This is a genomic window from Arthrobacter sp. KN11-1C (genome assembly GCF_052180225.1).
GTDB lineage: Bacteria > Actinomycetota > Actinomycetes > Actinomycetales > Micrococcaceae > Arthrobacter.
Genome location: NZ_CP197467.1, coordinates 3,590,450 through 3,616,172, shown reverse-complemented (window position 1 = coordinate 3,616,172; position 25,723 = coordinate 3,590,450). Strand labels below are relative to the sequence as shown.

The 25,723-nt window shown below is 65.2% G+C and carries 24 protein-coding genes and 2 riboswitches; of the genes, 16 read left to right on the top strand and 8 right to left on the bottom strand.

The window, feature by feature from the left end; translation table 11 throughout:
• The first annotated feature begins 291 nt into the window (after nucleotides 1-291).
• A complete protein-coding gene (gene groL / locus ACSBOX_RS16835) occupies nucleotides 292-1,920 on the top strand; it encodes a chaperonin GroEL (RefSeq protein WP_442543472.1) in 1,629 nt (542 codons plus the stop codon).
• 230 nt (nucleotides 1,921-2,150) lie between these two features.
• Complete coding sequence (locus ACSBOX_RS16830) at nucleotides 2,151-3,242, top strand: RNase H family protein (protein ID WP_442543471.1); 1,092 nt, start codon at nucleotides 2,151-2,153, stop codon at nucleotides 3,240-3,242.
• Nucleotides 3,243-3,314: 72 nt separating this feature from the next.
• On the opposite strand, the gene ACSBOX_RS16825 is transcribed toward ACSBOX_RS16830, so the two are convergent.
• From ACSBOX_RS16825 to ACSBOX_RS16810, 4 genes are all read right to left on the bottom strand, one after another.
• The gene (locus tag ACSBOX_RS16825) at nucleotides 3,315-3,605 is read right to left on the bottom strand and encodes a WXG100 family type VII secretion target (protein WP_442543470.1); all 291 of its coding nucleotides are present in this window, start codon (nucleotides 3,603-3,605) and stop codon (nucleotides 3,315-3,317) included.
• A 138-nt stretch (nucleotides 3,606-3,743) separates the two neighbouring features.
• The gene (locus ACSBOX_RS16820) at nucleotides 3,744-5,225 is read right to left on the bottom strand and encodes a sensor histidine kinase (RefSeq protein WP_442543469.1); all 1,482 of its coding nucleotides are present in this window, start codon (nucleotides 5,223-5,225) and stop codon (nucleotides 3,744-3,746) included.
• A 2-nt stretch (nucleotides 5,226-5,227) separates the two neighbouring features.
• Nucleotides 5,228-5,938, bottom strand: a complete 711-nt coding sequence (locus ACSBOX_RS16815; RefSeq protein WP_059388206.1) for a response regulator transcription factor — start codon at nucleotides 5,936-5,938, stop codon at nucleotides 5,228-5,230.
• A gap of 83 nt (nucleotides 5,939-6,021) precedes the next feature.
• Nucleotides 6,022-6,657: a LysE/ArgO family amino acid transporter gene (locus tag ACSBOX_RS16810; protein ID WP_442543468.1), complete on the bottom strand. Its 636-nt coding sequence runs from the start codon at nucleotides 6,655-6,657 to the stop codon at nucleotides 6,022-6,024.
• Nucleotides 6,658-6,726: 69 nt separating this feature from the next.
• On the opposite strand from ACSBOX_RS16810, the gene ACSBOX_RS16805 reads away from it, so the two are divergent.
• A complete protein-coding gene (locus tag ACSBOX_RS16805; RefSeq protein WP_442543467.1) occupies nucleotides 6,727-7,635 on the top strand; it encodes a LysR family transcriptional regulator ArgP in 909 nt (302 codons plus the stop codon).
• A 71-nt stretch (nucleotides 7,636-7,706) separates the two neighbouring features.
• Complete coding sequence (locus tag ACSBOX_RS16800) at nucleotides 7,707-7,934, top strand: hypothetical protein (RefSeq protein ID WP_442543466.1); 228 nt, start codon at nucleotides 7,707-7,709, stop codon at nucleotides 7,932-7,934.
• Nucleotides 7,935-7,952: 18 nt separating this feature from the next.
• Here the strand turns inward: ACSBOX_RS16800 and ACSBOX_RS16795 are convergent, their stop codons facing one another.
• Genes ACSBOX_RS16795 through ACSBOX_RS16785 form a run of 3 tightly spaced genes read right to left on the bottom strand, consistent with a single transcriptional unit; the run spans nucleotide 7,953 to nucleotide 12,334 of the window.
• Nucleotides 7,953-9,596 (bottom strand): DNA repair helicase XPB, encoded by a 1,644-nt coding sequence (locus tag ACSBOX_RS16795; RefSeq protein ID WP_442543465.1) that lies wholly within the window; start codon nucleotides 9,594-9,596, stop codon nucleotides 7,953-7,955.
• Nucleotides 9,597-9,606: 10 nt separating this feature from the next.
• The gene (locus ACSBOX_RS16790) at nucleotides 9,607-12,069 is read right to left on the bottom strand and encodes a helicase-associated domain-containing protein (protein WP_442543464.1); all 2,463 of its coding nucleotides are present in this window, start codon (nucleotides 12,067-12,069) and stop codon (nucleotides 9,607-9,609) included.
• 49 nt (nucleotides 12,070-12,118) lie between these two features.
• Nucleotides 12,119-12,334, bottom strand: coding sequence for a hypothetical protein (locus ACSBOX_RS16785; RefSeq protein WP_442543463.1), 216 nt, complete (start codon nucleotides 12,332-12,334; stop codon nucleotides 12,119-12,121).
• A gap of 244 nt (nucleotides 12,335-12,578) precedes the next feature.
• Here ACSBOX_RS16785 and ACSBOX_RS16780 point away from each other — a divergent pair, with 244 nt between their 5' ends.
• Genes ACSBOX_RS16780 through ACSBOX_RS16770 form a run of 3 tightly spaced genes read left to right on the top strand, consistent with a single transcriptional unit; the run spans nucleotide 12,579 to nucleotide 14,936 of the window.
• Nucleotides 12,579-12,962, top strand: coding sequence for a cold-shock protein (locus tag ACSBOX_RS16780; protein ID WP_442543462.1), 384 nt, complete (start codon nucleotides 12,579-12,581; stop codon nucleotides 12,960-12,962).
• A 7-nt stretch (nucleotides 12,963-12,969) separates the two neighbouring features.
• A complete protein-coding gene (locus tag ACSBOX_RS16775; RefSeq protein WP_442543461.1) occupies nucleotides 12,970-13,545 on the top strand; it encodes a DUF3027 domain-containing protein in 576 nt (191 codons plus the stop codon).
• Between the two features lie 44 nt (nucleotides 13,546-13,589).
• Nucleotides 13,590-14,936, top strand: a complete 1,347-nt coding sequence (locus ACSBOX_RS16770; RefSeq protein WP_442543460.1) for an MFS transporter — start codon at nucleotides 13,590-13,592, stop codon at nucleotides 14,934-14,936.
• Between the two features lie 21 nt (nucleotides 14,937-14,957).
• On the opposite strand, the gene serC is transcribed toward ACSBOX_RS16770, so the two are convergent.
• On the bottom strand, nucleotides 14,958-16,088 hold the full coding sequence (gene serC, locus ACSBOX_RS16765) for a phosphoserine transaminase (protein WP_442543459.1): 1,131 nt from the start codon (nucleotides 16,086-16,088) through the stop codon (nucleotides 14,958-14,960).
• A 274-nt stretch (nucleotides 16,089-16,362) separates the two neighbouring features.
• Between serC and ACSBOX_RS16760 the strand changes: the two genes are divergently transcribed.
• From ACSBOX_RS16760 to fdhD, 9 genes are all read left to right on the top strand, one after another.
• A complete protein-coding gene (locus ACSBOX_RS16760; RefSeq protein ID WP_078106270.1) occupies nucleotides 16,363-17,058 on the top strand; it encodes a metal-dependent transcriptional regulator in 696 nt (231 codons plus the stop codon).
• A gap of 126 nt (nucleotides 17,059-17,184) precedes the next feature.
• Nucleotides 17,185-17,395, top strand: a riboswitch (cyclic di-AMP (ydaO/yuaA leader).
• Between the two features lie 2 nt (nucleotides 17,396-17,397).
• Nucleotides 17,398-18,216 (top strand): peptidoglycan DD-metalloendopeptidase family protein, encoded by an 819-nt coding sequence (locus ACSBOX_RS16755; protein WP_442543458.1) that lies wholly within the window; start codon nucleotides 17,398-17,400, stop codon nucleotides 18,214-18,216.
• Nucleotides 18,217-18,361: 145 nt separating this feature from the next.
• Nucleotides 18,362-18,528: riboswitch (cyclic di-AMP (ydaO/yuaA leader) on the top strand.
• Between the two features lie 5 nt (nucleotides 18,529-18,533).
• Complete coding sequence (locus tag ACSBOX_RS16750; protein WP_442543457.1) at nucleotides 18,534-19,298, top strand: NlpC/P60 family protein; 765 nt, start codon at nucleotides 18,534-18,536, stop codon at nucleotides 19,296-19,298.
• Between the two features lie 248 nt (nucleotides 19,299-19,546).
• Nucleotides 19,547-20,047 (top strand): HNH endonuclease, encoded by a 501-nt coding sequence (locus tag ACSBOX_RS16745; RefSeq protein WP_028266173.1) that lies wholly within the window; start codon nucleotides 19,547-19,549, stop codon nucleotides 20,045-20,047.
• A 37-nt stretch (nucleotides 20,048-20,084) separates the two neighbouring features.
• Complete coding sequence (gene mobA, locus ACSBOX_RS16740) at nucleotides 20,085-20,696, top strand: molybdenum cofactor guanylyltransferase (RefSeq protein WP_442543456.1); 612 nt, start codon at nucleotides 20,085-20,087, stop codon at nucleotides 20,694-20,696.
• A gap of 31 nt (nucleotides 20,697-20,727) precedes the next feature.
• Nucleotides 20,728-21,015 carry a DUF6457 domain-containing protein gene (locus ACSBOX_RS16735; RefSeq protein WP_171983416.1) on the top strand — a complete coding sequence of 96 codons (288 nt, stop codon included), beginning with the start codon at nucleotides 20,728-20,730 and terminating at the stop codon, nucleotides 21,013-21,015.
• Nucleotides 21,012-22,403 carry a molybdopterin molybdotransferase MoeA gene (locus ACSBOX_RS16730; RefSeq protein WP_442543455.1) on the top strand — a complete coding sequence of 464 codons (1,392 nt, stop codon included), beginning with the start codon at nucleotides 21,012-21,014 and terminating at the stop codon, nucleotides 22,401-22,403. The genes ACSBOX_RS16735 and ACSBOX_RS16730 overlap by 4 nt, the downstream gene beginning before the upstream one ends.
• Nucleotides 22,404-22,465: 62 nt before the next feature.
• Nucleotides 22,466-24,784: an FdhF/YdeP family oxidoreductase gene (locus ACSBOX_RS16725; protein ID WP_442543454.1), complete on the top strand. Its 2,319-nt coding sequence runs from the start codon at nucleotides 22,466-22,468 to the stop codon at nucleotides 24,782-24,784.
• Nucleotide 24,785: 1 nt separating this feature from the next.
• Nucleotides 24,786-25,667, top strand: a complete 882-nt coding sequence (gene fdhD / locus ACSBOX_RS16720; protein ID WP_442546053.1) for a formate dehydrogenase accessory sulfurtransferase FdhD — start codon at nucleotides 24,786-24,788, stop codon at nucleotides 25,665-25,667.
• Nucleotides 25,668-25,723 lie beyond the last annotated feature (56 nt).

Genomic DNA, 25,723 nt, shown 5'->3' with positions numbered 1-25,723 from the left:
CTTGTGCCCGTAGCGAATTCCCCTGGCGTGGCGAGCACTTTCCCTCGCTTGCTGCTTGCACTCTCCTCGGGTGAGTGCTAATTATTGATTAGCACTCTCGAGCACTGACTGCTAATTCTTCATGGCTCCGGCCGTCTGGAAATAGTGGGTGCCTGGGAGAACAAAGAAAACCTTGCTGGGGTGAGATCCGGAGCGCGCGGCGTACAGAGGCCGAACGCGAAGGATCGTCCGTCGCGGGCACCGCAGTGAAGGCACCTTCTTAACGACTGTCCCGAAAGGACTACCGCCGTTATGGCCAAGATCATTGCATTTGATGAAGAGGCACGCCGCGGTCTCGAGCGGGGTCTGAACATCCTCGCCGACGCCGTCAAGGTCACCCTCGGCCCGCGTGGACGCAACGTCGTCCTCGAAAAGAAGTGGGGCGCCCCCACGATCACCAACGATGGTGTTTCCATCGCCAAGGAGATCGAGCTGGACGATCCTTACGAGAAGATCGGCGCCGAGCTGGTCAAGGAAGTTGCCAAGAAGACTGACGACGTCGCTGGCGACGGCACCACCACCGCCACCGTCCTGGCCCAGGCCCTCGTCAAGGAAGGCCTGCGCAACGTAGCTGCCGGCGCCGACCCGCTGTCCCTCAAGCGCGGCATCGAGAAGGCTGTTGAAGCCGTCATCACCGAGCTGCTCGCCTCCGCCAAGGAGATCGAGACCAAGGAAGAGATCGCAGCCACGGCTTCCATCTCCGCCGGCGACACCGAAATCGGTAACCTGATTGCTGAAGCCCTGGACAAGGTCGGCAAGGAAGGCGTCATCACGGTCGAGGAGTCCAACACCTTCGGCCTGGAGCTTGAACTCACCGAGGGCATGCGCTTCGACAAGGGTTACATCTCCGCCTACTTCGTCACCGACGCAGAGCGCCAGGAAACGGTCCTCGAGGACCCGTACATCCTGATCGTCAACTCCAAGATCTCCAACGTGAAGGAACTCGTTGCGGTCCTGGAGAAGGTCATGCAGTCCAACAAGCCGCTGCTGATCATCGCCGAAGACATCGAGGGCGAGGCCCTGGCCACCCTGATCGTCAACAAGATCCGTGGCACCTTCAAGTCCGTTGCCGTCAAGGCTCCGGGCTTCGGTGACCGCCGCAAGGCGCAGCTCGCCGACATCGCGATCCTCACCGGCGGCCAGGTCATCTCCTCGGAGGTCGGCCTCAGCCTCGAGAACGCAACCCTCGAACTGCTTGGCAACGCCCGCAAGGTTGTTGTCACCAAGGACGAGACCACCATCGTCGAAGGTGCCGGCGACGCCGACGCCATCGCCGGCCGCGTGGCTCAGATCCGTGCCGAGATCGAGAACTCCGATTCCGACTACGACCGCGAGAAGCTGCAGGAGCGCCTGGCCAAGCTGGCCGGCGGCGTTGCAGTCATCAAGGCCGGTGCCGCAACCGAGGTAGAGCTCAAGGAGCGCAAGCACCGCATTGAGGACGCAGTCCGCAACGCGAAGGCTGCCGTTGAAGAAGGCATCGTCGCCGGTGGTGGCGTTGCCCTCATCCAGGCCGGTGCCAAGGCATTCGCCAACCTGCAGCTCGAAGGCGACGAAGCAACGGGCGCCAACATCGTCCGCGTTGCCATCGACGCTCCGCTCAAGCAGATCGCCCACAACGCCGGCCTCGAGCCGGGCGTTGTCATCGACAAGGTCCGCGGCCTGCCGTCGGGCCACGGCCTGAACGCCGCAACCGGCGTTTACGAGGACCTGCTGGCCGCCGGCGTCAACGACCCCGTAAAGGTCACCCGCTCGGCTCTCCAGAACGCAGCCTCCATCGCTGGCCTGTTCCTGACCACCGAGGCCGTTGTTGCCGACAAGCCGGAGAAGAACGCTCCGGCCATGGGTGGCGGCGACGACATGGGCGGCATGGGCGGCTTCTAAGCCCCCGCGCTAGCTCACCAGCCACACGCACGACGACGGTCCCCGCCTCAGGTGGGGGCCGTCGTCGCCGTTTAACGACGCCCGCTCACCTATATCGGGTTTTGGCGGAACGCCCGCTCACCTTTATTGGGTTTTGGTGGAACGCTCGCTCACCTATGTCGGGTTTTGGTGGAACGCTCGCTCACGTCTGCGGTCCGGGAGTGTCGGGGTGGTCTGGCAGGATGGAAAGCATGACGATTATTGCTGCCGCCGATGGTTCTGCCCTCGGCAATCCCGGGCCTGCCGGTTGGGCCTGGTACGTGAACGACTCTTGCTGGAGGGCCGGGGGGTGGCCGCACGGAACCAACAACCAAGGCGAGCTCATGGCGGTGTTGGACCTGTTCCGGTCCACGGCACACGTTCCCGATGAAGAGCTGAAGATTCTGTGCGACAGCCAGTACGTCATCAATTGCATCACCAAGTGGATGCCCGGATGGAAGCGCAAGGGCTGGCGCAAAGCGGACGGGAAGCCCGTCTTGAACGTCGATCTCCTCAAGGACATCGACCAGGCCATTGTCGGCCGCAAGTACACGTTCGAGTGGGTCAAGGGCCACGCAGGCCACGACCTCAACGAGGCTGCCGACGATCGCGCCCGCGCGGTGGCCACCGCTTACCAGCAAGGCATAGCCGCTCCCGGCGGACCCGGATATCCCGGAGCGGAAGCTGCACGGTCCTTGCCACGCACATCATCGGCCGGCACGCCACCAGCTCGCACGACGTCAACCCGTACCGTGCCTGTGGAGGCGCCCTCGCTTTTCGACGACGATCACGACGACGCCGATGCGCCGGATGAAGACCTGACGTTGTTCGGCGGCCAGGACCTTTCGGACGGGTCGCCGTTGCTCAACGCGACGGCGGAGTTCGCGGAGCAGGAGGCGTTCATCGAGCCCACCCTCTTCGCCGGTGACGACGAACAAGCGGTCCTTGGCCAGGACGGCAGGCGCTCGGACGAAGAGACCGTCATTCTTCTTGAGAGGGAGCTCCTGAGGCCCGACGTCAGGGGAGACCTTGGACGTACAGGGATGCTGCTCCACCCCGACTTTACCGAGATTGGCAGCTCCGGACGTGTCTGGTCCCGGGACGAACTCATGATGGCGTTGGAGGGAAATCCGGGCGAAACCGCGGAGATCGAGGTCATTTCCGCGGAGCGCCTCTCCAGCAACACCATGCTGCTCAACTACAGAAGCTACGGGCGGACCGGCTCGGCCTTGAGGAGTTCCATCTGGTTGCTCGACGACGGCCGCTGGCGGTTGCGCTTCCACCAGTCGACGCCGGAGAAGTAAGGGCATAGGAGCAGGCTGGACCCCGGCGGGAAGGCGGAATGGCCGCCCCGCCGGGGCCCTCAGCCTCAGCGCTCAGTAGCTGAACCGTTGGGTGTTGCCTTGTTCGGTCTGGAGATAGCTTGCGGCGGCGGAGGACAGGGCCAGGTTGATGGATGCCAGCGAGGCCTCCACTTTGTTCTGGGTCAACGTCCACTCCGAGACGAGGGCCTGGAAATTGTTGGCCGCTGATCCCTTCCACGTGGCTTGGAGCTCGTCCAGCCCACGCTTCATCGCTAGGACGTCGGCGCTGATCCGATCCACGGTGGCCTTCACGTTGGCGGATTTGAGCTGGAGCAGTTCGGTATCGACGGAGATAACGCTCATAGGGCGTCGCCTTTCAACTAAGGGGGTCCGCAGGTGCGGCTGGCGTGTGGTCCACACAACGAGCCTAGAAGCGGTCCCATAGCCCGGACAGAGCTGTATCTCCCTATGTGGACAACTCGCTGGACCACCCCCCGGGCCTTAGTCGGAGATCTCCGCCTCGGCAATGCCTATGTCTTCAGGCATCTCGGAGATGTCTTCCTGGAAGGGGAGGCTGACAACCAAGGTGGCCCCGCCGCCGTCGGTCTCGTCGACCCTGACGGTACCGCCGTGGGATCCCACAATGGCCGAGACAATCGCGAGACCGAGGCCGCTGCCGCCGGTCTCCCGCGTGCGCGAAGTGTCGGCCCTGTAGAAGCGTTCGAAAATCCGGGGCAATTCCTCTGCCGGAATGCCGCTGCCGTGGTCCCGTACCTCGAAAACGGAGAGTGGACCGCTCGGACTGTTGCGGACGCCGACGGCGAGCTCGATCGGCGTTCCTTCGGGCGTATAGCGCAGGGCATTGCCTACCAGGTTCCCCAGGACTTGCCGAAGCTTGGCCTCGTCACCCTGGACCGGGGCGGGCACGGCCGGGCCGCCGTCGAGCCCCGTCAGCGTAATCTTCCGCTCGCCGGACGTTGCGAGGGAGTCCACGACGGCGTCGTTCGCCAGGAGCTGCAAGTCCACCGGCTTGAGCTGCAATGGCCTTTGTTCGTCCAAGCGGGCAAGCAACAGCAGGTCTTCCACCATGGATCCCATGCGCTTGGCTTCGCTCTCGATCCGGCCCATGGCGGTGCCCACGTCTTCCGGTTTGGAAAGGGCGCCGTGGCGGTAAAGCTCGGAGAATCCGCGGATGGTGACCAAGGGGGTGCGCAGCTCGTGGGAGGCATCGGCGGCGAATCGCCGCATCCTGGCCTCGGAGGCGGCGCGCGCCGCGAAGGAGGATTCGATGTGCGCGAGCATGGCGTTGAGGGAGGCGCCCAGGCGGCCGACCTCGGTGACCGGATTCTCGATGTCCACACGGCGCGAGAGATCGCCGGCAGCGATGGCGGCAGCAGTCTTTTCAACGCGCGAGAGGGGACGGAACGAACGCGCAACGGTCCACGTGGCGATGAAGAACGCGAGCACCAGGGTCAAGAGGCCGACGCCGACCACCACCAGGGTGGCGTGCTCCATGACTTTGTCCACGGGGGACAGGGGCAGCCCGATGATCACCACTGCGTTTTGCCCGGTCCGGTTGTCCACGACGTTGACCGCCACCACGCGCCAATTGGCGCCGGTGGTGCCACCCACCTGGAAGGGGACGTAGTTGCGGTCCTTGGCTTCAGCCGGGCTGATGCCGGCGATGTTGGGACGATCGGTCTTGCTGCCGCCGAACGGATAGGGTGGCTGGCCCTGGACGTAGAGCGTCAGGGAATAGTCGGTGGGAACGGCAGGGCTCGCCTCGGACAGGTTGGCAAAGGATTGCTGCTGCTGGGCGGTCTGCACGGCAGCCTTGAGCTTGTCATCCACCTGCCCTTGGAGGTAGCTCTTGACGAGCGTCAGCGTCCCGGCGCCTGTGGCGGCCAGGGCAAGGAGCAGCAGCCCCATGATGATGGCGACCAGCTGCGACCTGAGGGAGGCCGACTTCCAACGGTTGAACAAGGTCAGCGCTTCTCGGCCGTCCGCAGTACGTAACCGACGCCGCGCTTGGTCTGGATCAGGGCAGTGGCATCCGGGTCGATGTCCACTTTGCGCCGGAGGTAGGAAATGTAGGACTCCACGATCGAGGCGTCGCCGTTGAAGTCGTATTCCCAGACGTGGTCCAGGATCTGCGCCTTGGAAAGCACCCGGTTCGGGTTCAGCATGAGGTAGCGCAGCAGCTTGAACTCGGTGGGCGAGAGCTCGATGATGGTGCCGCCGCGGCGGACCTCGTGCGCGTCGTCGTCGAGCTCCAAGTCGTCAACGCGGATGACGGCGTCGTCGTCTTCCATCGGCTGGGTGCGGCGCAGCACGGCGCGGATCCGGGCCACCACTTCGTCCAGGCTGAAAGGCTTGGTGACGTAGTCGTCGCCGCCCACGGTCAGGCCGGTGACCTTGTCTTCCGTGTCGTCCTTGGCAGTCAGGAACAGGACAGGGAAGTGCTTTCCGGCGGCCCGAAGGCGGCGGGTGACAGTGAACCCGTCCATGTCGGGGAGCATGACGTCCAGGACCGCGAGGTCCGGGGCGTGAAGATCGGCGGCAGCGAGTGCTTCGCGGCCGTTCGACGCCGCAACGACCTCAAAGCCAGCAAAGCGCAGCGAGGTGGAGAGCAGCTCACGGATGTTGGGTTCGTCGTCGACGACGAGCAGCTTGGCTTCGGGGCCGTTCTTTTTCATACCATTCATGATGCTCCCAGTTTCTGGGAGTTGACTGGATGCTTGTTGTGAGAATTATCCGCGTGTCGAGGCTGCATGCCCGGCTAACTTCCGAGGGCGAGCCCGACGCCGAGACCCATCATGGTGACGGCAATGCCGCCGTCGAGAATCCGCCAGGACGCCGGGCGCGCAAAGAAGCCGCGCAACAGTTTCGCGCCGAACCCGAGCGAACAAAACCACAGAATACTGCCCAGCATGGCTCCGGCGCCGAACCACCACCGCAGGCCGGGCCCTTGCGCGTTCGCCACGGATCCCAGGAGCAAGACAGTGTCCAGGTAGACGTGGGGATTGAGCCATGTGAGTGCCAGCACAGTTGCCAGCGCTGCCGCCAGCCCGCTTCGACCGGCGCCCGAAGACCCAGGGTCCGCGGAGACGAGCGCTTGCGGCTTGAGGATCCGCCGTGCCGCCATGACGCCGTACGTGACCAGGAACGCCGCACCGACATAGCGGAGAACGACGACGGCGGCAGGCGCCGCGGTGAGCAGGGCTCCCGTGCCGAGTACCCCGGCCGCGATGAGCACGGCGTCCGAGATGGCGCACACGGCAACGACTGCTCCGATATGTTCGCCGCGGATTCCTTGCCGGAGGACGAAAGCATTTTGGGCGCCAATGGCAATGATGAGGGCCAGGCCTGTGCCAAGGCCCAGGCCGGCAGCGTGGAGGATGTCGGGGGTGTTCATGTTTCGAGGCTAGGTTTCGCTGTCCACATTAGTCCAGCTAAATATTCTTAGGCATCGTAAGATCATCTTATGGCCAGATTCTCTTCTGAACAGTTGCACACCTTCGCCGCTGTGCTCACGGAAGGCACGCTCGACGCCGCGGCCCGGTCGCTGAACATCACGCCGTCGGCCGTCTCCCAGCGCCTCAAAGCGCTGGAACAAGCATCCGGAAGGGTATTGCTGCAGCGCAGCAATCCGGTCCAGGCCACGGAATCGGGGCACGTCGTGCTCAGGCTGGCGCGGCAGCTTGCCCAGCTGGAGGCCGACGCCGAACTGGAACTGGGCCTGCCCGGCGAATCGCCCATGGTCTCGGTGCCGATCGTGGTCAACGCGGATTCCCTGTCCGTCTGGTTCCTCAAAGCCCTGACGAAAGTCCCCGCGGAATTGAAGGCGGTCTTCGATCTTCACCGGGATGACGAACAGCATTCCACGTCCATGCTGCGTGCAGGAACGGTGATGGCGGCCGTGACCGCGACGCCCGAACCGGTGCAGGGCTGCCGGGTGGAGCCGCTGGGGAGCATGCGATACCGCGCCGTCACCACCCCGCAGTTCAGGGCGAGGTGGCTTCCCGACGGCGTCGACGTTGCCTCGCTGCGCGCAGCTCCCGCCGTGGACTTCGACCGCAAGGATGAATACCAGCACCGCTTCCTGGAACTCCTGGGCGGTGCCGAGCGTGGAATGGAACCGGCCGGGCCGCGCCACTATGTTCCGTCCAGCCAGGAGTTTGCCGAAGCCATTCGCCTGGGTCTCGGATGGGGATTGCTGCCTGAACCGCAATGCGGCCGGGACATAGCCGATGGATCCTTGGTGGAACTCTCGCCCGGGCGGCCGTTGGACGTTCCCTTGTACTGGCAACGGTGGCGGACGCCGTCCCGGATACTGGACGCCGTGACGGAGGCGGTCCGCAGCACGGCCGCGGAAGTGCTGCGGATGCCCTGACAAAACGGCCAAAAGCCAACACGCCGCGGGCACAGTCCTCAATTGTCTGACCCCCGTTTCACACTGGAGCCATGGAAAACAAACAAGAATCACGCGTTGAAACCCCCAACGTCGAATTCCATGTCAGCTACCTGGACACGCTTTCCGGACGCATCGAGCACGAGGAATTCAGCGACCGCCCGGCCGCTGAACGCTTCGCCGCTGCGCAGCTCAAGGATGAGGACTCGTGGGCTGTCGTCGACGTCGTCGTGCTGCAAGTAGCGCAAGGCCAGGAGCGCGCGGAACAACTGGTTGCCTAGCTTGAGTTAGCCAAGCCCCTAGGCGGCGGGTACGTCCTTGGCGTCCATGATCCGGTAGGCGTAGCCCTGTTCGGCGAGGAAGCGCTGCCGCTTGGCGGCAAAGTCCTGGTCGAGGGTGTCCCGGGCCACCAAGGAGTAGAAACGTGCCGCACGGCCGTCCTGCTTGGGGCGGAGCAAGCGCCCCAGCCGTTGGGCCTCTTCCTGGCGGGAACCGAAAGATCCAGATACCTGGATCGCCACGGATGCCTCGGGCAGGTCGATCGAGAAGTTGGCCACTTTGGACACCACGAGGGTCTTGATGTCACCGGCGCGGAAGGCATCGAACAGTTTCTGCCGTACCTTCACCGAGGTATCGCCCTTGATCACGGGGGCGTCCAAGCGCTCGCCGATTTCATCCAACTGGTCGATGTATTGGCCGATCACCAGCAGTTGCTCGCCTTGGTGCAAGGCCACCAACTGCTCCACCAAGTTTGTCTTGGTCTCCGACGTCGCGCAGAGCCGGTACTTGTCCGCGTCCTCCGCCATCGCGTAGGCCACGCGCTCGTCCCTGGGGAGGTCCACCCGGACCTCCACGCAGTCTGCCGGCGCAATGTACCCCTGGGCTTCGATGTCCTTCCACGGTGCGTCGTAGCGCTTGGGGCCGATGAGGCTGAAGACCTCGCCCTCGCGGCCGTCCTCGCGCACAAGCGTCGCCGTGAGCCCAAGCCGCCGCCGGGCCTGCAGGTCCGCGGTCATCCGAAAGATCGGAGCAGGGAGGAGATGAACCTCGTCGTAGATGATGAGTCCCCAGTCGTGCCCGTCCACGAGCTCCAGGTGCGGGTAGAGGCCGCCGCGCTTGGTGGTCAGGACCTGGTAGGTGGCGATCGTGACGGGCCGCACTTCCTTGACCGCGCCCGAATACTCGCCGATTTCCTGCTCGGTCAGCGACGTCCGCTTGAGGAGCTCGTCCTTCCACTGCCGGGCCGCGACCGTGTTGGTCACGAGGATCAGCGTGGTGGTGGAACTGGTGGCCATGGCAGCTGCCCCCACCAGGGTCTTCCCTGCACCGCAGGGCAGGACGACGACGCCGCTGCCGCCCGCCCAGAAGTTCTCCGTGGCGAGTTTCTGGTAGGGCCGCAGGTGCCAACCGTCCTCGTTCAGGGCAATCAGGTGCGGGGTGCCGTCCACGTAGCCCGCGAGGTCCTCGGCCGGCCATCCGAGCTTGAGCAACAACTGCTTGAGCTGTCCGCGCTGCGAGGAATGCACCACCACCGTTTCGCCGTCGATCCTCGGACCCAACAGCGGTGCGATCTTCTTGGCCCGGCTGACTTCCTCAAGTACGGGGTAGTCGCTCGTGCGCATGACCAATCCGTGTTGCGGGTCCTTTTCCAGGCGTAAGCGGCCGTAGCGGGACATGGTCTCTTCGATGTCGATCAGTAAGGAGTGCGGCACCGGGAAACGCGAGTAGCGCAGGAGCGTGTCGAGGACTTTTTCGGCGTCCAGTCCTGCCGCGCGCGCATTCCACAGGCCCAATGGGGTGAGCCGGTAGCTGTGGACGTGTTCGGGGGCCCGCTCCAGTTCGGCGAAGGCCGCAATCGCATGCCGGGCCTCGGTGGCGAGCTCGTGGTCGACTTCCAGCAGGATGGTTTTGTCGCTCTGTACGATCAGCGGACCGTCGCTCACTATTGCTTCCTCACTTGCGCGGATCGCCCGCGGGCTCCACATCGATGATGCGATGGATGGACAAGACTCTTTCGGTGTCCCTGGCGGCGTCGAACACCCTGACGCGCCCTCCCGACACCGATACGGGAACAACGGTTTCGGTATTGGAATTCCCCGCGCCGTCAACCACGTTCATGGTGACCGCTTGCTTGAGCCGGATGGCCCTCTGCAGGGTTTCGAGTCCGAGTTGCGTTGCCGCCTCGCCGGTCATGTCGCCGTGGACCGCCCGATGGTGCCTCAGTACCGAAAGCTGGGCGTCGACGTCGTCGTCCGGCGGTGCGGTGCGGGGCGCCGTGTACACGGGGCGGACGCCGCCGGCCATCGCCGTCGTCCTCTTGTAGCGCACGACGGCGGTCTCCGCCTCCTGCACGGCAGGCGAGAGTCCCAGCTCGCGCAGCACCCTCGCGACCTCCCGCGGGCTCGCCGTGGAGGTCAGCACCGTTGGGGCGATCCGGACAAGTCCGAGGCTTGAGGCTCCCGGCTCCTGAACGAGTTCGGCGATGGCTGCCTCGTCGTCGCTCTGGACGAAACTGGGGCTGCTGGCGACGCGCAGGCGGCCGTGCCGCGAAGCGATGTCCTTGATCAAGTAGCGGAGTGGCTGGGGGACATCAGTGGCCGAGTGGGTGCGCAGGAACCCGAGGATGGATTCCGCGTCCTGGCCGGCGTCCAACGCGCGCCGGATCGAATCTCCGGAGAAGCGGAAGATCGTCGCCGGGCCCTGGCCTTCGGCGTCGGCGATCAGGAGCAGTTTTTCGCTCAGCTCGGGAGCCAGGTACCCGGGGGCGACGGCGGTCAGGTCTGCTTGCAGCAGGACGTGGTTGACCGCGGCGGGGAGGTGTTCGCCGAGGATGCTGAGGGCCAGATCGGGCTGTTCGGTGGCGATCGCCGAACCAAGCTGGGTGAGGGCGCCGGAACCCATGAGCCCCAGGAGTTCCGCTTCATGCAGGATGCCGCGGACAAGGGAACTGAACCGCCGCGACATCCGAGGCTGGGCCCATTCGGCGCGTTCCATGACGGCTTCGGCGTTGAGCACAGGAGCCTTGCCGTCCGGTGCTTCCACCTCAAGGGTGAGTTCTTCGAGGATCTCCAGGATCCTCTTGCGGACCAGCGGGGCGTCGGGGCGCTGGGCCTCGGCGGACAGGGCATTGATGGACGTTGCCGCAGAGCCCGGTCGCGGTGCCGTGGTGGCGGGCCCAACAAGGGCCTGGCCCACGAGGGAAGGAGCGCGCTCGCTGGCAAGCCAGGCGTTGACCAGCCAGAGCCACTGTTCCTGGCGCGGGAGCGTGAGCCATTCCAGCGAGGGCGGTTGCACCCACGTGGAACTGTCCACATCGAGGCGCACCAATCCGGACAAGGCACTGAGCTCGAGGATCAGTGCGGTCTCGGACAAACCGAGGCGGAGGCTGTCGGCGAGGCGTTTGAGCTCGCGCACGCCCACCCCGCCGCTGCGCAGGGTGACCACCGGCTGCTCGCGGACCGCGTACAGGAGTTCACCCACCAGCCGGAGCACTTCGGCGATGGCACCCATGGCGGCATTGCGGCGCAAGGCGGCACTCGTCTGGCCCAGCTCCGGCACGGGAGGCTTCAAGGTGAAGTGGTCCACGATCGAGCCGCCGCGCAGGGACAGGCCGACGCTGTGCGGAAGCTCAACGTGGCCCGCGTCCAAGGGGACAAGCAGCCCCCGGGCCAGGAGCCAGTCCACGGGGCCGACGTCGTGGCCTTCATGGAGCACGGAGGCCTTGCGCTGGGCCTGGGGAACCGCGCCCATCGCCCAACTGCCGAACTTGTTCAAAAGCGGTCGCGTCCGTACAGGTGCCTCGGACAGGATGTGCTGAAGGTTCTCCGGCGTCGACGTCCAACGTTGAAGTGCCAATGCCGCGTCCATGGGCGTCGTGGCGGCCAGGACATGGGCGCCGCTCTGGTGGAGTTCGGCAACGAGATGCACCACGCGCTGGGCGAAGGCCGGTTGCAGCCGTACCAACTCGGTGTAGCTGCGGCCCAAGCCCGCCGGGTAGATGCCGATGACGTCCTTGAGGCTGCCCACCGGCAAGTAGAAGCGCTGCCTGCCAGGATTGTGCACTGTGGCCGGCGGATCTGCCCGGTGGATGAGGGCCAGCTCCTGGAGTTTGTTCAGGATCGGCTCGAGCGCGGCAAGCGTCGCGCCATTGATGCACTTCTTCAATCCGGCCGCCGAGACGCTGTGGCCGGTGTCCGTGTTGGTGCAGAGGTGGAGGGTCTCCAGTACCTGCATCTCCGGTTTGTTGAGCCGCTCCAGGGCGCGCTGCACGCTGACCCGGGCGCTTGCCCTCGCCGCGAGGGCGGCGAAGTCCGGGGCAACGGGAGAGATGAGGTCCGGCCGCGCGGCAAACAAGGCCCGCAGCGAATCGTCGCTGCGCGCTTCCAGTTCCTTGCTGAGCGCGCGAATGAGGGACATCAGTTCAACGTTACCGCCAGCCGGGTCCGCCGTCGGGCTTTCCGGCCGCTCATTGACGGCGCCGTGCCCACACGGAGTCAACCACCAATGCGGCCATCAGGATGAAAGCGAGCGGCAGCCCGTACAGGGCGGTGGACGTGACCCACACCGGTGCCACGCCGTTGCCAAAAGCGATCGCCATGACGGCGGCTACGGCCGCCAGGGACAGGACTGCGACGACGGCGGCAACGATCGTGAGCGGCCGGCGGAAGTCGTGGGGAATCATGCATGCAACGCTAACAGTCCCGGGCCCCATCACCGGTTCCAGGCTGGGGTGCAGTCCGGTTGCGGACAAATGGCGGCGGCACCGGCCTGCGGGAGCCTCAAAGCGCGAATCCGTGGCCGGGCAGGATAACCTTGAAGCAATAGACCAACACGGTCCAGGCAGTTACCCCCATTCCCGCGGCATCCTGCGGATGCGGTGGCGCGCCGGCCGTGTCTCGCAAGTAAGAACGAAGAAGGTTGATTACGTGCCCACCGGCAAGGTCAAGTGGTATGACAAGGACAAAGGCTTCGGATTCCTCGCGGCAGAGGACGGCCAGGAAGTGTTTCTGCCCAAATCCGCGCTGCCCGAAGGCGTAGCGGATCTCAAGGCAGGCACCCGGGTTGAGTTCGGCGTCGCCGATGGTCGCCGGGGCGCGCAGGCCCTTGGCCTCCGCGTGCTGGACAAGTTGCCATCCATGGCCAAGGCCAAGCGCATGAACGCCCGGGAGCTCGCTCCGGTAGTCCAGGATCTCGTTTCCGTCCTGGACAACCTCTCTGGCACCTTGTCCGCCGGCAAGTACCCTGAAGGCGCCAAGGGCAAGGCCATTGCCGCAGCCCTGCGCAAGGTCGCCGACGAGCTGGAAGCCTAAAGCTGCCATGACATCGGAATCCGCTGAAGCCAGTCCTGAAGAAAACGGCACTGGCGCCGCTCCAGCCACGCCTGGTCCCGGTGCTGAGCGGAAGCCGGCAACGGCGAAGCCCCGCACCGGCATCCCCGTGTGGCGCGTCGGTAAGCCGGACGCTTTCCTGGCCGCCGCCGTCGACGTTGCCCGCAACGCGGTGGAGACCATTGCCAGGCCGGGTGAAATCGGCCCGCACATTGCCGCGCGCTCCGAAGGCGAACGCGTGGTCACCCACCTGTTCGAATCGCGGCTGGCCGGCTACGGCGGTTGGCAGTGGTACGCGGTGGTGACCCGCAACTCGCGCTCCAAAGTGGTCACTGTCAGCGAGCTTGGCCTGTTGCCGTCGGAGGACTCCATCCTCGCGCCGGAATGGGTGCCGTGGGCAAAACGCGTCCGTCCGGAGGACGAAGCTACCGCGGCCGAAGAGCTAGCGGAAGAGGCCGTCGTCGCCGTTGACGCGGACGACGACGGCGAGCCTTCCGGTTCGCAGGCCGCCGCTTCCGGTGACGCACCAGAGAACGACGACATCGACGACATCGAGGCTGACTAACCTTTGGCGGACCCGGCGAGTGAATTCCGTGAAGGTGGAAACTGATGTCCACTTTCAAATCGCTGGGTGTCCTTAACTACCGCATCTGGTTCATCGGTGCCCTCATTTCCAACGTCGGCACGTGGATGCAGCGGACTGCCCAGGATTGGTTGGTCTTCGCCCATCTGAGCAATCACGACGCCGGCGCCATGGGCGTGACCTTGGCCCTCCAACTCGGGCCGCAGCTTTTCCTGGCCCCGTGGGCCGGACTGCTTGCCGACCGCTACAGCCGGCGCAGGCTCCTGGTCATGACGCAATCGGCCATGGCAGTCCTGAGCACTGGCTTGGGACTCCTGGTGCTGAGCGGTGCGGCGCAGTTGTGGCATGTCTATGTGTTCGCGCTGGTACTTGGCGTCGTCTCGGCACTTGACGCTCCCGTCCGCCAGACGTTCGTCTCGGAACTGGTCAAGGACGACTATCTTTCCAACGCCGTTGCATTGAACAGCGCATCCTTCAACGTTGCGCGCATGATCGGTCCCGCCGTGGCCGGCGTCCTGACAGTGGCTGTAGGCCCGGGCTGGGTATTCATGATCAATACCCTGACCTTCCTCGCGATGCTTGGCGCGATCCGGGCCATTCCCCTCGCCTCACTGCGTGTCCAGCCCCGGGCAGCCGCAGGCAAAGGCCGCATCCGGGAAGGGCTTCGTTACGTCCGCAATCGACCGGACATTGTGGTTGTGCTCGTCGCGATCTTCATCATGGGCACATTCGGCTTGAACTTCGTCCTCTTCATCGCGGCCATGGTCGGTACGGAGTTCGGCATGGACGCGGGCGCCTTCGGGCTGCTCAACTCGGTCATGGCGATCGGCTCCGTCGCAGGAGCGCTCCTTGCCGCCCGGCGCGGCCGGCCACGGATGCGCCTCATCTTCGCGGCGGCGGGCGGCTTCGGCCTCGCGAGCGGACTGGCGGCGCTGGCACCGAATTACACCATGTTTGCCCTGGCGCTGATTCCCTGCGGCCTGTTTGCCCTGACCATGATCACGAGCGCCAACGGCTACGTGCAATCCACCACCGAACCCGTCATGCGCGGCCGGGTCATGGCACTCTACATGGCCATCTTCATGGGCGGAACGCCCATCGGCGCACCGTTCGTCGGCTGGGTATCCAACGTCGCCGGACCCCGATGGGCTGTGGGCGTGGCCGCAGCCGCGGGCGCTAGCACCGCCGTCGTCGGCATCGTATGGATCATCCGCGCGCGCCAGCTGCGGCTCCGTTTCGACCGCACCGCCCGCGGGATGCGGTTCTTCCGCATTGAGTCCTTTGGCGCGCGCGATGCTCTTAAGAGGGACAGCGCCGTTAAAGAGGCCAGCGCCGCCCGGGATCCGCACCCGGACGACGCCGACAAGTCCTGACCGCGGGAACGCGGCCGGCCCTTACTTCTTCAGTTCGCCCACCACGAAGTCGATGCTGGCGAGCAACGCAGAGACGTCGTCCGGCTCGATGGCAACGAAGGTAGCGATGCGCAGCTGGTTGCGGCCCAGCTTGCGGTACGGCTCCGTGTCCACGATCCCGTTGGCGCGCAGCACCTTGGCGATGGCCGCGGCGTCGATCGAATCATCGAAATCGATCGTGGCGATGACGTTGGAGCGGTCCTCTGCCTTCGCGACGAACGGGGTGGCGTACTCGGAAGTCTCTGCCCACGTGTAGATGCGGTTTGCCGAGTCCGCGGTGCGTCCCGAAGCGAAATCCAGGCCACCGTTCTTGTTGAGCCACTGGACCTGGGCATCCAAGGTCACCAACGTGGACAAGGACGGCGTGTTGTAGGTCTGGTTGAGCTTCGAGTTGTCGATGGCCGTCTGCAGGTCCAGGAAATCGGGGATCCAGCGGCCGCTTGCCTTGATGCGGGCGGCGCGCTCCAGGGCGGCGGGGGAGAAGAGGCCGAGCCACAGGCCGCCGTCGGAAGCGAAGTTCTTTTGCGGCGCGAAGTAGTAGACGTCGGCCTCGGCAACATCGACATCCAGGCCGCCAGCCGCCGACGTCGCATCCACCAGGACCAGCGCGCCGTCGTCGCTGCCCTCTACGCGCTTGACCGGAGCGGCCACACCCGTCGAGGTTTCGTTCTGCGGCCATGCGTACACGTCCACGCCCGCTTCGGCCTCGGAAACCGGCCGGGTGCCCGGCTCGGACGTGATGATGGACGAGGCTTCCAGGAAGGGTGCCTTATTGGTGGCCGCAGCGAACTTGGAGCCGAACTCACCGAAGGAAAGGTGTTGGGCCTTCTTCTCGACCAGGCCGAAACTGGCGACATCCCAGAACGCGGTGGAGCCGCCGACGCCGAGAATCACCTCGTAGCCCTCGGGTGCACGGAAGAACTGGCTCAGTCCCTCGCGGACGGAGCCCACCAGGTTCTTGACCGGTGCCTGGCGGTGGGAGGTGCCGAGGATCGTGGTCGAGGCGGCGGACAGGGCCTCGATCTGCTCCGGGCGGACCTTGGAGGGCCCGGCGCCGAAGCGGCCGTCCTTGGGCAGCAAATCGGCGGGGATAGTGATGCTGTTGTCGCTCACGGGATGCTCCAATGGTGAAGTAGCGGCCTAGATGGGTCGTGGCAGGTGGCAAGCGGCCTCCTTCGACTTCCCAATTCTGCCCGACGCCGCAGGCGGGGGCAGAACCGGAGGTGTCATAGTCCGCCACGTGGAAAGCTTTTGTTCCAACGGTCCACGACCGGGCGCCGGACATGACTCCGGAGCTGGCATGGGAATTATCCGGAGTAATTCCAAATAAGCTAAGCTTGGAGCTGGCGAAAACACGCAAGATACTGCGCTCGAGGAGCTGAGCTGGATGACGGATCTGATCGATACCACTGAGATGTATCTTCGGACCATTTTGGAGCTTGAAGAAGAGAACATCGTGGCTCTTCGCGCACGCATCGCCGAGCGCTTGCGGCACTCCGGCCCCACCGTTTCCCAGACGATCGGTCGGATGGAACGCGACGGCCTGGTGATTGTGTCCAACGACCGGCACCTTGAGCTGACCGAAACGGGCCGGAAACGCGCCACGGAGGTCATGCGCAAGCACCGGCTCGCGGAACGGCTCCTGGCCGATGTCATCGGACTTGACTGGGCCTACGTCCACGATGAGGCGTGCCGCTGGGAGCATGTCATGAGCGAGCGCGTGGAGCGGCGGCTCTACGAACTCCTGGACCACCCCACGGAATCGCCCTACGGCAACCCCATTCCGGGACTCGAAGCGCTGGGCGGAGCCGCGTCCCACGCGTTTACGGACGGCGTGGTCAACCTCCTTGACGCGATGAACGAATACTCACCTGAAAACCGGGTCACCGTCAGTCGCTTGGCCGAACCGATCCAGGTGGAACCGGAACTTCTGGTGCAGCTGGACGAGGGCGGAATCCGTCCCGGTGCCAGGGTTTCCCTGGAACGGGTGGGGGAGTACATCTCCGTCCGCGTGCCCAATATCGACGGCGCCCTGGAGCTGCCGCCCGAGGTTGCCTCGCACGTGTTCGTCACGGTCGCCTAGCCCGCCCGGCAAGGCGAGCGGCAAAGATAACGAAATTATTACCGCGGGGGCTTAATCCCCTATAGTTGACTACTGGCGCCGATACCAAAGCGTTACCTGATCCGAAGCCGAGTTCTGCCAGCGGACCAGGTGGATTAGTCCATTCACTGGCAGAAGCGGGGGAACCACCATCGGCCGTCGAAAGACGGCCTTGGGGTGAAGTCCGCAGCGGAAGCACACATTGCGCAGGGTCCCCTTCGGAGTAGCCCTCCGCTTCGCGTCCTTCGTGCGGACCGGGTCCACGATCTCTCTGGCCCGAATCCGACAGCTAACTTCGCAGGCTTGCCAGAGAGGAAAACCTTGACCACGCAGAACACCAGGGGCCGCAGGCGCGCGTCCGGTCCTGCTGCTGAGCTGCGGAGCGCAAGCGCCGTCGAGCACGAGCGCCCCCGCGATCCCCATCGCGAACTCCGCCGCCGCAAGGGTCCTTTGCGGCAGATGGCCGAGTTCGCAGCCGCGAGCGGAGCGGGACAGAAGGCGGGAGTGGCGCTTGCCGCTACGGGCCTCATCCTGACGCTCGCGATGCCGGGCACCGGCGCCATGTCGGCCACGGCCGAGTCAAACCCGGCCGCGTCGGCAGTGGGTACCCAGCCTGAAATCCCGGCCGCGGCAAGCGCCACGATCGACTTCAGCCGCGCTGCGGTTTCCACCACGGCGGATCCGGACAGCAGGCTCAAGCAGCTCCTGAGCGCGCAGTCCGTCGGCACCATCAAGACGTCGTCCTCCAAGGGCACCCTCGGGGCGCCGCTGGATACCCTGATCACGGCCTCGCCGTTCGGCTACCGCGTGAACCCCATCACGGGCGGCCTGGGGGAGTTCCACCGGGGCCAGGACTTCGTGGCCCAGTGCGGCACCCAGGTCCACGCCGCCGCGGCGGGCAAGGTGACCTTCGCCGGCTGGCATCCGTATGGCGGCGGGAACCGCATTGTGGTGGACCACGGCAACGGCCTGGAAACCACGTACAACCATTTGTCTTCGTTCAACGTCCAAGTGGGCCAGACTGTCAGCCGCGGCGATGTCATCGCGTTGAGCGGCACTACCGGCGCCTCCACCGGCTGCCACCTCCATTTTGAAGTCATGGTCAACGGCGACGTCGTCGACCCCCTGGGCTGGCTGTAGCCAATCCGATGGAAGCCTCTCGCATGCTTGTCACGCTCCGTGACCTGAATGTGACATTCAGCCAAAACTCATGTACCGTCTAACTCGCATCAACTTTTAGAGAGTTGATGCACTCGGGTGGATTGCCTAGCTCTGCCACTGCCCGAGGTTCCGTTCGCAAAACATCGTCTGGCAGAGGCGGGGGACCCACTTTTGGTCATCTTCACCGATGGCCTTGGGGTTAAGTCGCACAGCTTCCGAAAGGGAGGGGTGTGGCCGGATGACTCCCATCCGAATCCGACAGCTTACCTCGCGGGCATAGGGAGAGGCCTCTTAACGTGTCTTCACGCTCTACTGTTGCGCGCCACCGCGCCGTGGTCACCAAGACCAACTCGCTTGCCGTTATCGCTAAGACTGTCGGCAGCAACGCCGGTGGCGTAGGCCGTCAGGCAGCAGTTATCGCAGCTGCTTCCGGACTGGTTCTCACTAGCGGTATCGCAGCCAACGCTGCAGAAACCAATGTCCCCCGCGAGTCCACTGCGACCTCCGCCCTGGAAGTCCAGTCCGTCGCCCAAGCCAGCATTTCGGCCGACTCCTCCGTCGCCATCAAGTACGAGCGCCCGGCGGTTTCCACCGAGGCTGCTCCGGTTGCTCCTGCTCCGGTCGCTACCCAGGAAGCCGCTCCTGCTCCGCAGGCTGCAACGGGTGCCGCTAACGGCGTCTCGACGCTTTCCGTGACTGCTGCTGTTTCGCCCGCAACGAAGGTTGCCAGCGGCCAGGGCGCGGCAATTGCTGCCGCAGCTTACGCACAGCTGGGCGTTGCCCAGGACTGCACGGCTCTGGCTTCGAACTCCTTGGCTGCTGTTGGCATCCACTTCCACGGTTGGCCGGCAGACTACCTCTCCCTCGGCCGCACGGTCAGCGCTGCTGAAGCGCAGCCGGGCGACTTGGTCTACTACCAGAACGGTGGCATGGGCATGGCCCACATCGCCGTTTACGTCGGCAACGGCATGGCAGTCCACGGCGGCTGGAACGGTGGCACCACCGCCCTTTACAGCGTCAACGTCGGCTCCGGCCCGGTCTTCATCCGCGTTGGTGGCTAAATAGCTCCGGCTACATAGCTTCACTGGAACATCCCCGCTGGTCCGCCCGCGGGGATGTTCTGTTTTAACCAGCATGCGCTACGTGTCCGGCACGTGAACTTTGACCGACACTGTGCTGGAACTCCCGCAAGGATTCGTTGATCTGGCCTCCGGGTGTTTACTCTTAGGTTGTCGATCCACAGCCCGTACATGCAGAGGGCAGCCGGCCCTCGCGCCCCTGACGGGTGCGGCCGTGAAGAGGTACGTGCATGCGCACACTCGTTCTGAATGCTGGATATGAACCGCTGGCGGTAGTAACCTTCCGCCGGGCGCTGGTCCTTGTGCTCACCGGAAAAGCGAGCGTAGTGGCCGAAGGCGACGAGCCTGTCGTCGGGCCACAGGAGATTCTCGGACGTCCGTCTGTGATTCTGCTCAATCGCTACATCCGGCCAAGGTACAACACCATCACGGCGGTTACACGCCGCGGCGTCCTGCGCCGCGACGGTCACCGTTGCGCCTATTGCGGGAAAGCAGCCCACACCATTGACCACGTCCACCCCAAATCCAGGGGCGGCGCGGATTCCTGGGAAAACCTGGTGGCAGCGTGCCTGCGCTGCAACAACGCCAAGAGTGACCACACTCCAGCCGAGATGGGCTGGAAACTGAGGTTCACTCCCGCGGCGCCCACCGGGACTATCTGGCAGATCAAGGAGCTTGAGAAACCTGCGCCCGCATGGGATCCCTTCCTCCTCCCTGAATCGGCGGCCTGAACCGGAATTGAGCTCGCTTCCCGGGTAATCTGGGCGGGTGGACTTTGATGCGATGGTATTGGCGGGTGGCAAGTCCTCCCGCCTCGGCGGCGTGCCCAAAGCCCAGCTGAGGTACGGCGGCGCCACGCTCCTTCAGCGCGCCCTGGCGGCCACGCGCGGAGCCGGGAGAGTCGTCGTCGTCGGGCCGGATCCCGGCACTTTGCCGGACGGCACGCTGACCGCACGGGAGGACCCGTCCTTCGCCGGACCGGCAGCCGCGATCGCCGCTGGACTGCTCGCCCTGGGCCACAGCCAAAGTCTGTCCCCGAACCATTCGGCCTGGGTGCTCGTCATGGCCTGCGACATGCCCCTGGCCGCCGCCGCGGTTCCCGTCCTGCTCCAGGAACTTTCCGCTCACCCGGAATCGGAAGGAGCCCTGTCCATTTCCTCCGATGGACGGAAGCAGCCGCTGCTCGGGATCTACCGGGTATCTGCCTTGCAGCGGGAAGTGCAGGCTGTGTCGGAAGAGGGTGGCCTGGCCAACGCCGCGGTCTTCCGGCTGCTTGCTAGGCTTGATCTGCTGGCCGTGCCTGTCCCCGAAGGATCCACCGACGACGTGGATACCTGGGACGATGCCGCGGCGCTCGGAGTGGACGGCGACCTGCCGTGACAACAGCTGTACCGGACTGTGGAGGCGGATCGTGAAGAGCCAGGAAGAAACGCTCGAGGAATGGTGCAGGAGCCTGCTGCAAGCATATGAGCTCGAAAACGTCGAGATCGACATCAACGAGATCCTGTCCCTGGCAGGGGTTGCAGCCCATTCAGTGGTCCGGCCGGCGGCTCCTTTGACCACCTTCATCGCAGGCTTCGCAGCCGGACTCGCAGCGGGTTCGGGGCAGGCGAGCGAATCCGCGTCGATGGATGCCGCGATGGGCCTGGCCCGCACGCTCGCGAAGGACTATACGAACCCCGGAACCGACGCCGGATGACGGAATCCCCTCAAGAAGGCGCCGCGGGAGAAGGCGCCGAGCCGCCCGGCGCCACGACCGAACCGGCCCCGGACGTCGAGCGTGTCCCGCACGCCGACCACTTGTGGGCGGAAGCCCGGCAACTTGCCTTCGACAGTGCCACACCCATTCCCGCCGCGCCCGTCGCCCTGAAGGACGCCATCGGCAGGACCTTGGCCTCGGACGTCCACGCCCTGCAGGACCTGCCGCACTATGCGTCCTCGGCGATGGATGGCTGGGCGGTCAACGGCGGCGGCCCGTGGATCCTGGCGGAGCCGGGCCACAGGCTGGCCCCGCACCAGGCGAGCCCGATCACCACCGGCGGCCTGATCCCGCCGGGTGCCAAGGCGGTGCTGCGGAGCGAGAGCGGAGTCCTGACCACGGACGAGGATGGCTTGCCGCTCCTTGCGCTGGGAGGGAACGCGAAACCCGGCGAACCGCGCAACGGGCAACATATCCGCAACGCGGGCGAAGAAGCCGCGGCAGGAGAGCTACTGGTCAAATCCGGCGTCGTGCTGAACCCCGCCCACCTCGCACTGGCCGCACTGGCCGGGCGCGACGAACTGGACGTCCTGGGCAAGCCACTCGTGAAAATGCTCCTGACCGGCTCCGAAGTGGTGACCGCAGGTGTCCCGGCCCCCGGGCTGGTGAGGGATACCTTCGGTCCCCAGCTTGGCGCCGTCGTCGAGCTCCTTGGCGGGATCGGCGGCGAGCAAATCAAGATAGGCGACTCCTATGCCGAATGGCTCTCGGCCCTGGAAGAAGGCGAGCTGTCTCCGGACACGCCACCTGCTGACGTCGTCATCACCACCGGGGGAACAGGCCGGTCGGGGACAGACCATTTCCGTCGGGCCATTGCGGAGCTCGGCGGCCGCTTGCTGATTGATGGAATCGCGATGCGCCCGGGACATCCCGCCGTTTTGGCCGAATTGCCGGACGGACGCTTCGTGCTGGGTCTTCCCGGCAATCCCCTCGCGGCCATGATGGTTCTCTTCACGATCGGCGCACCGCTCCTTGCCGGGCTGGGACACGGGACGCTGCCCGACGTCGGCGAGGTGCCTTGCGGTGCAATGCTCGACGCCGACCCGGGGCGCACGCGCTTGCTTCCCTTCAGGTTCGTGTACGGCTTGGCGTCGCCGGCCCAGCATGCGGGGCCGGGGATGATGCGCGGCCTCGCCAGCGCGGACGGAGTCATGGTGGTGCCGCCGCACGGCGTGCAACTGGGCGAGGCAGTGCCGGCTTTTCCGTTGCCATGGGGGCCGCCGCTTCCGCAGCCGAAGCCCCCGGAAGACAAGGCCAAGAAGTCTCCCTCCCGTTCTGCCCGCAAGGTTCCGTCCGGGCCGGTGGACTGGAGCGCCCTGACAGGCTGAGAACTTCCGGCGCCGGATGGACGCGGGTGGATTAGCGGGTCAGGCCTTGCAATGATGGGGACATGAACAGGCATGCTCCCGAGCAGGACATCAATGAAGATGACCTCCAGATCCACCCGCCCAAGCGCTCCGCCGCCGGAGTCAAGGCGGTCACCGTGGCATTGGAACGGGGTTGGTCCCAAGCGGGTGTGAGCCGGACCGTCAAGTCAATGCTCCGCGTCAACCAACGGGATGGTTTCGATTGTCCCGGCTGCGCTTGGCCGGAGTCCATCACCGGCAAGCGCAGTCCGGCCGAGTTCTGCGAAAACGGGGCCAAGGCGATCGCCGAGGAGAGCACCACGCGCGTGGTCGACGCGGCATTCTGGGCCCGCCACTCCTTGGCCGAACTTGAGGACAAGACCGAATACTGGCTGGGCAGCCAAGGGCGCATTGCCGAGCCGGTTGTCATCCGCCCGGGAGACACGCACTATTCGCCGATCAGCTGGACCGATGCCTTCACCCTGATCGGCGAGCACGTGAATGCCACGACGCCGGAGCGCTGCGTTTTTTACACCTCGGGGCGGACGGCCAACGAGACCGCTTTCATGTACCAGCTGTTCGCCCGGAGCCTGGGCACCAACAACCTGCCCGACTGCTCGAACATGTGCCATGAGTCTTCCGGGAGCGCCCTCAACCCGACTATCGGCATCGGCAAGGGCACGGTCTCCCTGGAAGACATCCACGAAGCGCAACTGGTGCTCGTGGTCGGCCAGAACCCGGGCACGAACCACCCGCGCATGCTCTCCGCGCTGCGTGATTGCAAGAACAACGGCGGCAAGGTTGTAGCCGTCAATCCATTGCCGGAAGCAGGGCTCCTCAACTTCAAGGATCCGCAGTCGCTCAACGGTGTGGTGGGCGGCGGCACGGACATCGCCGATGAATTCCTGCAGATCAAGGTCGGTGGCGACCTTGCCTTGTTCCAGGCGCTGGGCCACCTCCTGCTGGAGGAGGAGAAGCGGCAGCCGGGAACAGTGGTGGACCGCGCCTTCATCGAGGCCCAAACCGACGGCTTCGAGGCGTACGCCGAAGCCCGGGCTGCCTTGGACTGGGTCGAGACGGAACGCGCCACGGGCCTGAGCCGCATCGAAATCACCAAGGTGGCCGGAATGCTGGCCGCCTCGAAGGGCACCATCATTTGCTGGGCACTGGGCCTGACCCAGCAGCCGCACTCCGTGGACACCTTGCGGGAAATCGTCAACCTGCTGCTCCTGCAGGGAAACTTCGGCAAGCGGGGTGCCGGTGCCTGCCCCGTCCGAGGCCACTCCAACGTGCAGGGTGACCGCACCATGGGCATCTGGGAGAAGCCCTCCGAACGCTTCCTGGCAGCTTTGGACAAAGAGTTTGGATTCACCATGCCACGGGCCCACGGTTACGACTCCGTGGAAACCCAACACGCCTTGGAGAAGGGCGATGTGGACGTGTTCGTTTCGATGGGCGGCAACTTCGCCGCGGCGGGCTCGGACACCGTCGCACTGGAAGCGGGGCTCAAGAGGGCCGGGCTGACAGTGCACATCTCCACCAAACCCAACCGTGCCCACGTGGTGCACGGCAAGACCTCCCTGATCCTGCCCACCCTGGGCCGCACCGACACGGACGACAAACACCCGGGCGGGCGCCAGATCCTCTCCGTGGAAGACTCCATGTCCGTCATCCATTCCACCCAGGGCCGGTTGACCCCCGTCTCGGAGCACCTGCTCAGCGAACCCGTCATCGTCGCACGCATGGCCCAGGCAGTGCTCGGGGATGGCCATCCTGTGGATTGGCGTGCCATGGCGGAGGACTACGACGTCATCCGGGACCATATCGCCAGGGTGATCCCCGGCTTCGAGGACTTCAACGCAAGGGTGCGGACCAAGAACGGCTTCGTGCTGCCCAATCCGCCACGTGACACCCGCACGTTCGCCACGGACATCGGCAAGGCACGCTTCACCGTGAGCCCCTTGGAGTACCTGGAAGCCCCGGCCGGCCACCTGATCCTGCAGACAGTCCGCAGCCACGACCAGTACAACACCACGTTCTACGGGCTCGACGACCGCTACCGGGGAATTTCCGAAGGCCGCCGGGTCATCCTTGTCCACGAGGAGGATCTCCATGAGCTCGGCTTCGTGGACAGGGACATGGTGGACGTCATCTCCACCTTCGGCGGAACGGAACGGCGGGCGGACAAATTCCGGCTGGTTGCATACCCCACTGCGAAGGGTTGCGCGGCGGCGTACTTCCCGGAGGCCAACGCGTTGGTCCACCGGGAGCTCGTTGCCCGTGAATCCAATACGCCGGGCTACAAGGCCATGACAGTGCGGTTCGTCAAGCATGGGGATGCTGCCGGGAGGGTGGGTATCTGAGATGGGCCGGGTGACCCAGCGCCGCAAGGTGCACAAATTTGTCCTGGATGGCTCCGCCCAGGCGTTGGAGCACCCGGTCCGCTACCGGGAGGACTTCCTGGCCGTCGAAGAGCCGCTCGAGGTGCGCCTGGGGCACATGTCCTTCTCGGTAACCATGCGGACGCCCGGCGACGACTTTGACCTCGTGGCCGGCTTCCTGGTCTCCGAAGGCGTCATCTGGGACCCGGCCCAGCTCATTTCCCTGCGCTTCTGTGCCGGCGAGGACGAGAACGGCGTCCAGACCTTCAACGTCGTGGAGGCCCAGTTGCGTCCCGACGTCGTCCTGCCGGAGACAGGCCGCAACGTCTACACCTCCAGCTCGTGCGGAATCTGCGGCACCGACTCCATCGAGGCAGTGCGCAAATCCTCGCACTTCAGCCCGGCGGGCGACCCCCTGAGCGTTCCGGTGGGGGTTCTCGCCTCGCTGCCTGACCGTCTCCGCGAAGCACAAGCGGTCTTCGACAAGACCGGGGGAGTGCATGCTGCTGGACTCTTCCGGATCCACGACGACGGTGCTGCTGAGCTGCTGTGCCTGCGGGAAGACGTGGGCAGGCACAATGCGGTGGACAAGGTGGTGGGCTGGGCGCTGCGCGAAGGACTCTTGCCCCTGCGCGGCACCGTCCTGCAAGTCTCCGGGCGGGCGTCCTTCGAGCTGGTCCAGAAGGCGGCGCTCGCAGGGATTCCGGTTCTGGCCGCTGTCAGCGCACCCTCCAGCCTCGCGGTGGAACTCGCACAGGAGACCGGCCTGACCCTGGTGGGATTCAGCCGGGGGACCAGCCTGAACGTCTACGCAGGCAGTGACCGGGTGGGCGTTCCGGCCGCGTCTTCGGATTTGCGGGGATGACCGCCAATCACTTGGCTATTGTTCCGGAACAACGTAGATTTTATCCATCGAATGGA